This is a genomic window from Agriterribacter humi, from assembly GCF_009192765.1.
In the GTDB taxonomy this organism is placed as follows: Bacteria; Bacteroidota; Bacteroidia; order Chitinophagales; family Chitinophagaceae; genus Agriterribacter; species Agriterribacter humi.
Window position 1 is genome coordinate 103,455 of the sequence record NZ_VOHQ01000005.1, and the last position, 13,558, is coordinate 117,012.

At 41.9% G+C, this 13,558-nt stretch carries 5 protein-coding genes; all 5 read left to right on the plus strand.

The features are described from left to right. The first annotated feature begins 73 nt into the window (after positions 1-73). The 5 genes from FRX45_RS10640 (at position 74) to FRX45_RS10660 (ending at position 13,455) form a co-directional block, all read left to right on the plus strand. Positions 74-2,488, plus strand: coding sequence for an ABC transporter permease (locus FRX45_RS10640; protein ID WP_152268407.1), 2,415 nt, complete (start codon positions 74-76; stop codon positions 2,486-2,488). Between the two features lie 383 nt (positions 2,489-2,871). Next, the gene (locus tag FRX45_RS10645; RefSeq protein ID WP_152268408.1) at positions 2,872-5,295 is read left to right on the plus strand and encodes an ABC transporter permease; all 2,424 of its coding nucleotides are present in this window, start codon (positions 2,872-2,874) and stop codon (positions 5,293-5,295) included. Between the two features lie 168 nt (positions 5,296-5,463). Further along, a complete protein-coding gene (locus FRX45_RS10650; RefSeq protein WP_193311661.1) occupies positions 5,464-7,962 on the plus strand; it encodes an ABC transporter permease in 2,499 nt (832 codons plus the stop codon). A 438-nt stretch (positions 7,963-8,400) separates the two neighbouring features. Continuing rightward, positions 8,401-10,779, plus strand: a complete 2,379-nt coding sequence (locus FRX45_RS10655) for an ABC transporter permease (RefSeq protein WP_152268410.1) — start codon at positions 8,401-8,403, stop codon at positions 10,777-10,779. 324 nt (positions 10,780-11,103) lie between these two features. After that, the gene (locus FRX45_RS10660) at positions 11,104-13,455 is read left to right on the plus strand and encodes an ABC transporter permease (protein ID WP_152268411.1); all 2,352 of its coding nucleotides are present in this window, start codon (positions 11,104-11,106) and stop codon (positions 13,453-13,455) included. The last annotated feature ends 103 nt before the right edge of the window (positions 13,456-13,558 follow it).

The following is a 13,558-nucleotide window of genomic DNA, read 5'->3' on the forward strand; positions in this document are numbered from 1 at the left end:
AAATTGGCGTTTAATGTTTGTGGTTGAGTGACAATAGACATAAACCATAAACTACAAACTATAAACTTTCTTTATGTTTAAGAACTATCTCAAAATAGCCTGGCGGAACCTGATTAAAAACAAGGTTTATTCTGCGATCAACATTGGCGGGCTTGCTGTAGGCATGGCTTCGGCTATGCTGATCGCACTCTGGATTTATGATGAATTGAGCTTTAACAAATATCATCAGCATTATGAACGTATCGGCCGGATCCGGTCTGTTTCCACAGAGCCGTCAACGGGTGCAATTGAAGGGAGTCCTTTTATGCCCATCCCGATGGAACATGTACTGGAAACCAACTATCAGCATTTGTTCAGTAAAGTTCTTATATCCTGGGGGATAGGAGAATATACCTTGAGATTTGGCGGAGAGAAAAACCTGAACAGGACAGGACATTTTGTTGAGCCGGGTATCCTTGAGATGCTCTCTCTAAAGATGTTGAGGGGGAATTACGGGAGCTTAAAAGATCCGCATTCTATTGTTTTGTCAAAAACTGCTTCCGATGCGCTTTTTGGCGATCGTGACCCTATCAATCAAAGCCTCAAAATTGATAACAAAATGGATGTTAAGGTAACGGGTGTATACGAGGATTTACCCAGGAATTCATACTTTGGCGAAGTGCAATTCTTTTCTCCCTGGGATTTGTGGGTTTCCTCTAATGAATGGGTCAAAGAAAATGTAAACTTTTGGGGGAACACCTCTTTCGGTATCTACGTAGAACTCCAGCCGAATATTACTTTAGAAACGGCGCAGGCAGGTATTAAAGACTTTTATCTCAAAAATATGCCGGGAGATTTTTTTAAATCTATTGAGAAAAATAAGCCCGAGATCTTCGTTTACCCGATGAAACAATGGCATTTGTATTCTGATTTTAAGGACGGCCGGCCTGACGGAGGACGCATTACATTTGTTTGGCTTTTTGGTGTTATAGGTGGTTTTGTGTTGCTATTGGCCTGCATCAATTTTATGAACCTGGCTACAGCCCGCTCCGAAAACCGTGCAAAAGAAGTAGGCGTCCGCAAAGCCATAGGATCCCTCCGCGGGCAGTTGATCAGCCAGTTTTTTAGTGAATCATTTTTAGTGGTCATCCTATCCTTTGCTGTCTCCTGTGTATTCATCCTACTCTCTTTAGGATGGTTTAATAAGCTGGCAGACAAAGCAATTTCTTTGCCATTCAATAATCCTTACTTCTGGTTAAGCAGTATAGCTTTTATCGTATTCACCGGTATGCTGTCTGGCATTTATCCCGCATTTTATCTGTCTTCTTTTCAACCTGTTACAATCCTTAAAGGAACATTTAAAGTGGGCCGGTTTTCAACCCTCCCCCGGAAAGTGCTGGTGGTTGTACAATTTACAGTTTCCATCGTAATGATTATCGGAACTATTTTAGTGTACCGGCAGATTGAATATGGCCGAAATCGTCCTGTAGGTTATAACAAGGAAAGTCTGTTAACCATACCGCTGAATGATCCCAATTATAAAGGCATGTATGATGTGATCAGGAACGAGTTACTTAACACAGGAGTGGTATCCGGCATGGCCCTTTCCAACAGTCCGTTAACTGATATCTGGAACAGGTCGGGCGGATTTACCTGGCAAGGGAAAGACCCCGAATCTCCATCAGGTTTTAATACCATTCGCGTAACACACGATTTTGGTAAAATGATCGGCTGGAAAGTGATCGCCGGCCGTGATTTTTCAAAGTCGTATGCAACCGACTCAGCAGCAGTAATTTTAAATGAAACCGCCGCCAAATATATAGGGTTGAAAAGCCCAATCGGTGAATTTATTAAATCTGAAGACGGGAAACAAGCCTGGCAGATTATTGGGGTAACTAAAGACATGATCATTCAGTCGCCCTATGAACCTGTCAGTGGTTCACTCTATTTTTTAGACTTCAATAAATCTACACGGCAAATGACCATTAAAATCAAACCCACAGTCAGCGCCAGTGAAGCTTTGCCCAAGATAGCGGCCGTATTCAGAAAGCTGGTACCGTCTGCTTCTTTTGATTACCGGTTTGTAGATGAAGTATATGACAAAAAATTCAGCCAGGAACAACGGATCGGAAAGCTGGCTGCACTTTTTGCCGTATTAGCGATATTTATTTCCTGCCTGGGACTTTTCGGGTTAGCTTCTTTCGTAGCCGAACAACGCACCAAAGAAATCGGCATCCGCAAGGTATTGGGAGCCTCGGTAGCTAATCTATGGCAAATGCTCTCAAAGGATTTCGTAATTCTGGTATTCATTTCCTGCCTCATCGCTGCTCCGATCTCCTGGTATTGTATGAATAAATGGCTACAAAATTATACATACAGAACGGATATTTCGTGGTGGATATTTGTGGCGGCTGGAGCCGGAGCATTGATGATTACCCTGTTAACCGTGAGTTTCCAGGCCATCAAAGCAGCCATGTCCAACCCGGTGAAGAGTTTGAGAACGGAGTGAACCTCACCCCCCGGCCCCTCTCCCCGCTGAGGAGAGGGGTGCCTAAGGTCAGAGCGTGTGGCGTAAATTTAAGGAGGGGAAACACGAAAACTTAAGATGACGAGAAATGAAAAACAATCTGATCGTTCAGATATGCAGGGAATTATGCTAAGGATGATATGGAAGAATCAAAAGTTTGGAATGGTACTGTAGTACCGTCCCTCTACACGCTGTGGAGAGAGGAAAGGGGGTGAGCCATGTACGGCAATGTAACAGGCACCGTTCGTTTTCGGACGCTTTCTTTAAATGAATATTCTTAAAGTGTTTGTTTATAGATACTTATATGCTTGGCACAGGTATTGAAACATTTATATTGCAGGTTTCTTTACGGCTAAACACTCCCCATGCTGCATCTTTTTTTTAAAGCTATTTTTCGAAATCTCAGGAAGAATAAAACCTATAGCTTCCTCAATATTTTCGGATTGGCAACCGGCATCGCCTGCGCCGGCCTTATTTTTTTGTGGGTGGAAGACGAGGTGAATTACGATAGCTTTAATGCAAAGAAAGATGAATTATACCTTGTTCGGGTAAACCAGCTTTATGATACATACACGGCCACATTTTCTTCAACGCCGGGTGTAATGGGACCGGCTTTGCAGGCAGATATTCCGGAAATTACCAATACATGCCGGGTAACTGAAGAGCAAACTTCGCTCCTTTTTACTATAAGAGATAAACCGGTATATGCTTCAGGGAAATATACAGAGTCTTCACTGTTCAGCATGTTTACATTGCCTTTTGTACAGGGCAATGCAAAGAGCGCTTTTTCACAATTATACTCCTTAGTAATTACAGAGAAAACCGCCAAAAAATTCTTTGGCAATGAAAAAAATGTGCTGGGAAAAACAGTAAGGGTTGATAATAAGCAGAACTATGTGGTAACGGGAGTTTTAAAAGATATCCCCGAAAACGCTTCCCTGAAATTTGAATGGCTGGCGCCTTTTGACATTTTTTATCAGCAAAGTCCCTGGGCACGAACATGGGGAAATTTCTGCATCAACACCTATGTGGAACTAAAACCCGGAAGCAATCCTGCAGCAGTAAATAAAAAACTATACGATTATATTCAACAAAAACAGCAGGCAGAACAATCTGCAGTGCATGCTTTTTTATTCGGAATGAACAACTGGCATTTGTACAACCAGTTCGATAATGGCAGTCCAACCGGTGGGGGCCAAATACAATATGTACGCCTGTTCACTATCATTGCATGGATTATTCTTTTCATTGCCTGTATCAATTTTATGAATCTTGCCACAGCCCGCAGCGAAAAACGGGCAAGGGAAATAGGAGTAAGGAAAGTGCTGGGCTCGGGAAGAAAAAGATTGATCGGCCAGTTTATGGGTGAAGCATTGTGTATGGCGGTGCTTGCTGCGATTGGCTCCATTATCCTGATGTCTTTAGCATTACCTGCATTTAATGCCCTGGTTCAGAAAAATCTGTCGCTGGGTTTAAATAATCCAAATCATATAGCAGCATTATTGCTTATTACATTCATATGCGGATTGGTAGCAGGTAGTTATCCTTCTTTGTATTTATCATCATTCAACCCGGTATTTGTTTTAAAAGGAATAAAGTTAAAAACGGGCAGCGCTGCCTATATACGAAAAGGATTAGTAGTATTGCAATTCACTGTTTCCATTGTACTCATTATTGGAACAATTATTATTTACCGGCAAATTCAGCATGTAAAAAGCAGGAACCTCGGTTTTAATAAAAACAACCTGGTGCAGATGAGACTCCAGGGGGATATGCTGAAAAACTTCTCTGCCATCAAGCATGATTTAATAGCCACCGGCGCAATTGAAAATGTGGCCCTTGCTGATCATGAAACGATATACGATGGTAATAATACCGGCGACATTACATGGCCGGGCAAAGACCCCAACAGCAATATTCTTATTTCGCAACGATTGGTAAGCCCCGAATTTATTTCAGTTACAGGTATGCATATCAATGAGGGAAGAGACTTCGGTCCAACGGATGTAGTGGAGATGGGAAATGATTTCAGACCAAAAGATAGTAACCAGTTGTTCAATATTATCATTACAGAATCACTGGCAAAGCTGGTTACGAAAGGGAGTGCATTGGGCACAATGCTGCAGGTTCCGGGTCAAAAGGAAAATCAATATTTCAACCTGAAAGTAACCGGTGTGGTGGCAGATTATGTTTATGGCGATATGTATGGTAAATCAGACCCGGTGGTATTTTATTGTATACCACAGTTTACAAGTTTACTTTACCTGCGTACCAAAGCGCATGCAAACGCAGAACAGGCTTTGGCAAAAATAGAAGCCGTAATGAAAAAACACAACCCGGCCTATCCTTTCGAGTACAGGTTTGTAGATGATCAGTTCAACCAGATGTTCATCAATGAAATGCTGATCAGTAAATTATCGCGTGTATTTGCGGCGTTAACCATCATCATTTCATGCCTGGGGCTGTTTGGACTTGCAGCATATACCGCTGAAAGAAGAACAAAAGAGATCGGCATACGAAAAGTGCTGGGGGCAAGCGTTTCGGGTATTGCGGGGCTGCTATCCAAAGATTTCCTTCAACTGGTGCTGCTCTCCTGTCTTGTTGCATTTCCCTTTGCCTGGTGGATAATGACCAACTGGCTGCAGGGCTATGCCTACAGGATAAATATTGACTGGTGGATATTTTTAGCGGCCGGCTTTCTGGCAGTGATTATTGCCTTGCTTACGATCAGCTTCCAGGCAATAAAAGCGGCAGTGGCGAATCCGGTGAAGAGCTTAAGAACGGAGTGATACAAATGTGGGAAACCTGCCAGCCCAGTCTACCGGACAAGCAGGCGGCAGACTGGTTTGAAAATGAAGCGGTCGGTATGCGACGAAGGAGCGTCAGACCGCGGGTTAAATGTAAGAATATTAAACAATCGCTGAAAGCTAATGGCTGACAGCTCAAAGCTTACAACTATGTTCAAAAATTATTTCAAAACCGCCTGGCGGAACCTGGTAAGGAATAAGATTTATTCCATTATAAATATTCTTGGTCTGGCGCTTGGCCTGGCGGCATGCTTTTTTATATTCCAGTACGTAGCCTTTGAATCAAGCTACGACCGGTTTCATACTAACGCGCCGAACATATATCGTGTTCCCATCTCCTACTCAGGAAGTTTTGCCGATAATGGAACTTCTGTAACCAATCATCCCGCCCTGGGGCCGGCAATGAAAAGGGATTTTCCCGAAGTAATAGATTATGTAAGAATGGTAAACTTTGCTAATTTTTTTAAGTCGAGTTACATGGCTTATGAGGAAGAGGGAGGTAAGGGAATTAAGACATTTTATGAAACCAATATTTATTTTGTTGATTCTTCCTTTTTCAAGGTATTCTCTTTTCCTTTGATCCGCGGAGATAAAAATAATTGCCTGAAGGATCCTAACACTGTTGTGATTTCCGAATCGGTGGCGAAAAAATATTTTGGAGATAAAGACCCTTTAAACAAAACGCTCATCGCTAATGGATCGTTTCCCGCAAAAGTTACGGGCGTTTTTGCCGATCCGCCGGAAAACTCACATATAAAGTTCAATGTACTGTTTCATTTTGATGGATGGGGAGCTGACGAAAACTGGAGATGGCCGGAATGGTACACCTATGTATTACTTGCGCCGGGAACGGATACCAAAAAACTGGAAGCGAAATTCCCCGCTTTCATTGATAAATACCTTGGTAATATCATGAAAGAGTTCAACTTCGGGTCTTCTTTTCAACTGCAGCCGCTAACCGATATTCACCTTACATCTCATTTTAATAAAGAAGCCGAAATAAATGGCAGTGAAAAGGAAGTTTTTTTCCTTTCTGTTATAGGTGTGTTCATTTTGCTGATTGCCTGGACGAACTATATCAATCTTTCTACCGCCAAATCAATGGAAAGGGCCAAGGAAGTAGGCATACGGAAAGTATCCGGCGCCATGAAAAAACAACTTATGATACAATTCCTGCTGGAGTCATTTATCATCAATGTAATGGCGTTAATTGTTACCGTTGTAATCATTATTGGCACCCTGCCCTGGTTTAACCGGTTCATTGGTAAAAATATCAGTGAGGGATTTTTCACACAAGGCATGGGAAGCCACCCTTCCTTCTGGTTGTATACTCTCGGAACTTTTCTCCTGGGCGCCATCCTGGTAGGGGCTTATCCCGCGTTTATATTGTCCTCTTTTAATCCTGTAAAGGTATTGAAAGGGCTGATCATAAAATCAAAAATGAACCTGTCGCTCAGGCGTGTGCTGCTTTTTTTTCAATTTTTTCTTTCCATCATGCTGATTGCCGCCACACTGGTTGTATTCAATCAACTGAACTTTATGCGCAGAGGCGATCTGGGTTATAAGACAGATCAGACACTAGTTATCAAACTGCCTGCTATATCTGATTCAACAAATGAATCCAAACTGAATTATTTTAAACATGAAGTATCAAGAGTGTCCTCTGTATTGAATACAACGTATACTTCAGAAGTGCCCGGCCGGTCAATCGACTTTCATAACACTGTAAGAAAAAGCAGCCTGGATAAACAACACAATTTCAATACCTATTTTATAAGCGTCGATCATGATTTTTTAAATACTTACCAGGTACCGATGACGGAAGGAAGCGGTTTTTCGCCTGCGGACAGCTCAGGAATTTATAATTGGGGACTACCGGGAATCTTCGGACAAGACAGGGATTTAAAGGTTTTGGTAAACGAAAAGCTTGCAAAAAGTTTGGGGTATAAATCGGCGAAAGAAACGCTGAATCAAAGGATCGTATTTAACTTTGGATTGGGAGAATACTATGCTACCGTTAAAGGAGTGGTTAAGAATTTTCACCAGCGTTCACTGAAAGAAACATACGATCCGATTTTGTTTTATTACCCGAGCTATTCTTCCGTCCTGCCCTGGAATTATGCATCGGTTGGCATGAATACAACTGATCTCAATAAGAGTCTTTCAGGCATAGAATCTGTGTTTAAAAAGGCATTTCCAGGAACGCCGTTCGAATCGTTTTTTCTTGATGATTATTTTAACAGTCAATACCAGGCCGATCAACGTTTGGGCAATGTGTTTGGATTATTCGCTTCGCTGGCCATTGTTGTTGCGTGCCTGGGGTTACTCGGACTTTCAGCTTTTATAATAAAGCTGCGTACCAAAGAGATCGGCATACGTAAAGTACTGGGTGCGCCGGTTTCCAGCGTGTTGCTGCTTGTTTCAAAGGATTTTATCAAACTGGTTTGCCTGGCGGCTGCTATAGCTGTGCCGGTTATTTTCTGGGCGGCAAATGAATGGTTGAAGAATTACGCGTTCCATGTCAAATTAAGTTGGTTCATGTTTATTATGCCGCCGCTGATGTTGCTGCTGATAGTGCTGGTGACAGTTTGTTTGCAGAGTTTGAAAGCGGTGATGGCAAACCCTGTGAAATCATTGAAAACGGAGTAGAGCCCCTCACCCCCGGCCCTCTCCCCGCTGGGAGAGAGGGGTGCCTTAACTCTTAACAGTTTGAAAAATAGTAAGAGTGGCAAGCTGAAGATCGAAAGAACATGAGAGTATGAAAGTGTGAAAATATGTAGACGCCTGTCCGGATTTATTTTGTAGATGATGTGGAAGAACAAAAAGCTTGGCTCTGTTTTACAGCACCGCTCCCTCTCTGTTGTACGGGGAGGGAGAAGGAGGGTGAGGCTTAAAAATGTGAAAATTTAAAGAATGTGGAAGTATGGAAATAAATTTTAAAATGGTAGCGGTCGGTACGCGACCAAAGGAGCGTCAGACCACGGTTTAATGTAGAGAATGTGAGAATATGGAAATTTTAAATGTAAATCAGAGATCACAAAATCATACATCAGCAATCAATAAATCAGCAATCATAAATAACGCTTTATGTTCAAAAATTATTTCAAAACCGCATGGCGTAATCTTGTTAAGAACAAGCTGCATTCCTTCATCAATATTGCAGGGCTTTCTATTGGCATGGCCGTTACGTTAATCATCGGGTTGTGGGTGTGGAATGAATTGTCGTTTGACAAATACCACAAGAGCTATGAGCGTATCGGCCAGGTATGGCAGTTTGTGCGTTTTACCGAAGAAAAATCATCTTATAATTCAGTGCCGATACCGGTGGCGGAAGAATTACGCAGCAAATACCCGGCTGTAGAGGCCGCCTGCGTTACCACCTATAACCGGGATGTGATATTGAGCGCTGACGGAGATAAAAAAATTGTAAAGAGCGGGATGTATGTGCAGCCCGGTTTTCCCGGCATGATGACGGTAAAAATGCTGGAAGGATCGGCGGGCAGCCTGCAGGACATGCATTCCCTATTGTTGTCTGCATCAATGGCCAATATACTTTTTGGCGCCGAAAGCCCGATGAACAAAACCGTCCGGCTGGACAACAGTACAGATGTAAAAGTGGCCGGGGTGTATGAAGATTTCCCCGGCAACAGTTCGTTCAAAGATGTATTTTTCTTAGCGCCCTGGGAATTGTTCACAAGTTTGAACGGTTATGCAAAGTACGCCTCAGATCAATGGGATGAAAATTCCTTCCAGGTTTTTGTTCAACTGAAAGAAGGCGCTGATTTCGCTAAGTCATCATCCGCCATTAAAGACATGCGGATGATAAGGGACAATCCGCCCAAGTACAAGCCGGAATTTTTTATACATCCAATGAGTAAATGGCATTTGCACGGAAATTTTGCAAATGGAGAGAATACAGGCGGATTGATCCGTTATGTACGACTGTTCGGCATAGCCGGTATTTTTGTATTGCTGCTGGCCTGCATCAATTTTATGAATCTGAGTACGGCCCGCAGTGAAAAAAGAGCCAAAGAAGTGGGTATCAGAAAAACGATTGGTTCTGCAAGAAAGCAGTTGCTGTTCCAGTTTTTCAGCGAGTCGGTACTGGTATCTTTTATCGCTTTTCTTCTCTGCTTATTGCTTGCACAATTGTCCATGCCTTTTTTCAACCGGTTGGCCGGCAAAGAAATGGCCATTCCCTGGAACAATATGTATTTCTGGTTACCGGCGCTTGGCTTTTGTTTACTCACCGGATTAATAGCCGGAAGCTATCCTGCTTTCTACCTTTCATCATTCAAGCCCATAAAAGTGCTCAAAGGAACGTTCAAAGCCGGGCGACTGGCTTCATTGCCAAGAAAAGCGCTGGTTGTTTTTCAGTTTGCGGTTTCCTGCATATTAATCATCGGCACTATGATCGTTTACCGGCAAATTCAGTATGCCAAAGACCGGTCTGCCGGTTACAACAGCAATGGTCTTATTGAAGTATCCATGCGAACGCCGGATATACTGAAAAATTATGAAGTGCTGCGGACAGCGCTTTTGGGCACGGGAGATGTAAAAAATGTTTCCCGGTCCATGGGTTCTGTAACAGACGACTACGGCGGTACTACGGCGGTAGGTTGGAAAGGAAAAGCGCATGGCACACAACCCCTGCTGATTTCCAACAAAGTGACGCATGATTACGGCGAAACAATCGGCTGGAATATATTGTCCGGAAGAAATTTTTCCAGGAATTTTTCCACGGACACAGCAGCTATTATTTTAAACCAGTCTGCTGTGGGACTGATGGGATTCAAAAACCCGCTGGCTGAAACAGTTAAACTTGCCGGCAAAGATTATAGAGTGATCGGTGTGGTGAGCGATATGATAAAATTTTCACCATTTAATAAAGTAAACCCTTCATTGTTTACTATTGACCCGAATGCAACAAATATCATAAATATCCGAATTGCCTCACAGATACCTATTGGCAATGCATTGTCAAAAATTGAAACGGTTTTTAAAAAGTATGACCCGGCAGTGCCGTTTGAGTACAAATTTGTGGATGAAGAATATGCGACTAAATTTTCAAATGAACTTAGGATTGGAAAACTTGCGGGAATCTTTGCTGCCCTTGCCATTCTTGTTTCATGTCTTGGTCTTTTTGGACTGGCCTCATTCGTTGCGGCGCAACGCACAAAGGAGATAGGCGTGCGCAAAGTGCTGGGTGCATCCGTATTTAATGTATGGAATTTATTGTCGAAAGACTTCATAATGCTGGTGACACTTTCGTTTCTTATTGCATTTCCACTGGCATACTACTTCATGCACAATTGGTTACAAAACTATGAATACCGAACAACCATATCGTGGTGGGTTTTTGCATCGGCGGGTATCGGTGCATTGTTGATCACCTTAGCTACGGTTAGCTTCCAGGCCATCAAAGCGGCAGTGGCTAACCCTGTGAAGAGCTTGCGAACGGAGTAACCCTCACCCCCCACCCAACTGAACGTCGTTCGTCCGCCCGGATGACGCCAGTCGGACGGGGGCGGGCCCGGCCCCTCTTCACGGAGTGGTGAGAGGTGTCTAAATTTATAACAGGTTGAGTAAATGTAAGAGGTGAGGCTGAGCCTTAAAGAAGAATGTGAAAGTATGGAAACCTAAAATGGAAGCGGTCGGTACGCGACGAAAGGAGCGTCAGACCGCGGTTTAATGTAGAGAATGTGAGAATATAGAAATTTTAAATGTAAATCAGAGATCACAAAATCATAGATCAGAAATCAGCAATTCAGCTATCATAAATAACGCTTTATGTTTAAAAATTATTTCAAAACAGCGTGGAGAAATCTTTTTAGAAACAAAGGGTTTTCTATTACAAACATTCTTGGCTTAACCATTGGTATTTCATGCACCACCTTTATTTTATTATGGGTGTATGATGAGCTTACCTACGACAGGTTTCAAAAGAACTATGATAACATTTACCAGGTTATTGCCAACCGTGATTTTAATAACCAGGTTTTTACCGACAGAAGCATGGCGCTTCCGCTTGCAAGAGCGCTTGAAAATAGTTCTCCGCAAATAAAACATGCTGTTGTTACTACTTACCAGCAACAAAATATTCTTGCTTATAACAACAAAAAAATAAAGAAAGATGGTTATGTTGCAAGCGATCATTTCTTTGACATTTTTACATGGCAGTTTGTTAAAGGCAATGCAGCAACAGCGCTGAAAGATCCGCATTCTATTGTTCTTACAGAGGATGCAGCGAAAGCTTTTTTTGGAAATGAAGATCCTATTAATAAAGTACTTACAATTGATAATAACCAGACAGCAAAAGTGAGTGCTGTAGTTAAACATGCACCAGGCAATTCTACTTTTCAGTTTGATTGGATAAGACCTTTTAACTATGATGATCCTGGTACAAAACAATCCATGAACGAATGGATAAATTCTTCATGGAATATATTTCTGTTAACGGTACCTCAGGCTGATACGGCTTTATTGAATAAGACCGTTACTAAAATAAAAAGAGAACATGGAAACGATGAGATCAGCAGCTATTTTGTTTTCCCCATGAATCACTGGCATTTGTACAGCGATTTTGAAAATGGCAAGAATATCGGCGGCATGATTGAATATGTGCGCCTGTTTTCTATTATCGCTGTTATTATTTTGCTGATAGCCTGCATCAACTTTATGAATCTTTCTACTGCAAGAAGTGAAAAACGCGCAAAGGAAGTCGGGATAAGAAAAACACTTGGTTCAAATAGAAAACAATTATTATTCCAGTTTTTCTGCGAATCATTCATCCTGACATTGATTGCTTTTGTGCTGGCTATTGTTGTTGTTATATTATTGTTACCGCTGTTTAATGCAATGGTTGACAAACACCTTTCGTTAAATGTAATGCAGCCCGTATTCTGGGTTATGGCTTCGGGCACTATTTTATTTACTGCATTTGTTGCAGGTAGCTATCCCGCATTATATCTTTCTTCTTTCAATCCGGTAAAAGTTTTAAAAGGAACAATTGTAGCAGGCAGAAAAACAATATTGCCAAGGCATGTGCTGGTTACTTTACAATTTGCAATTTCTATTTTATTGATATCTGCCACCATCATTGTTTACCAGCAAATACAACATGTTAAAGGTCGCGACATGGGTTATAACCCCAACGGTCTGGTGATGATTCCGTCAACACCTGATACGGATAAAAATTTTGCAGTTATCAGGAATCAATTATTGTCTTCTGGAATAATTACAAATATCACAAGAACCTCATCTCCTATTACAGAAATTTGGTGGAATACCGGCGCACCGGATTACGATGGCAAGCCTGCCAATTCACAAATTATTATGGGTGGGCTGGCAACTGACGTTGATTTTTCGAAAACGATGAATGTGAAAATGTTGCAGGGACATGATTTTACAGGAACGCCTGCAGACTCAACTTCTATGATTTTAAATAAAGCTGCGGTTGACGCGATGAAACTAAAAAATCCGGTCGGTATGCAAATGCGGTATGGAAAAACATATACGGTGATTGGTGTTATTGATAATGTGATTATGACTTCGCCTTTTGAACCGGCTTATCCAATGTTGATGGTTTATGAAAACCGCAGCTCCGGCATGAACACCATGCGCATTAAAGCAGGAGTGCCGGCACAAAAGGCAATTGCATTTTTAGAAGCTGCTTTTAGAAAAAACAATCCTTCTGTGCCGTTTGAATACAAGTTTGTTGACCAGGAGTTTCAAAAGAAATTCTTAACTGAAAAACTGATTGGTAAACTCACTAATATTTTTTCTGCATTGGCCATTTTTATTTGTTGTCTTGGTCTTGCTGGTTTGGCATCTTTTACAATTGAAAAACGTTTCCGCGAAATTGGTGTGCGTAAAGTATTAGGGGCAAGTGTTCAGCAATTGCTGATGCTGATATCAAAAGAATTTTTAAAACTGGTTGTAATTGCATTTGTAATTGCCATGCCGCTTACTTATTGGCTAATGAGTAACTGGCTCGACAAATATAATTATCGTATTACCATCAGTTTATGGCTTTTCTTTATTGTGGGTATCGCTATGTTCCTCTTAACATTGATAGTAGTGAGTTTAAATACAGTAAGAGTGGCATCAGGCAGCCCGGTAAAGAGCTTGAAAACGGAGTAAGGACAAATGTGAGAATGTGGAAACCTGCCTGCCGGCAGGTGTGAAAATAAAAGCGGTCGGTACGCGATCAAAGGAGCGTCAGACCGCGGGTAAATGTGAGAGA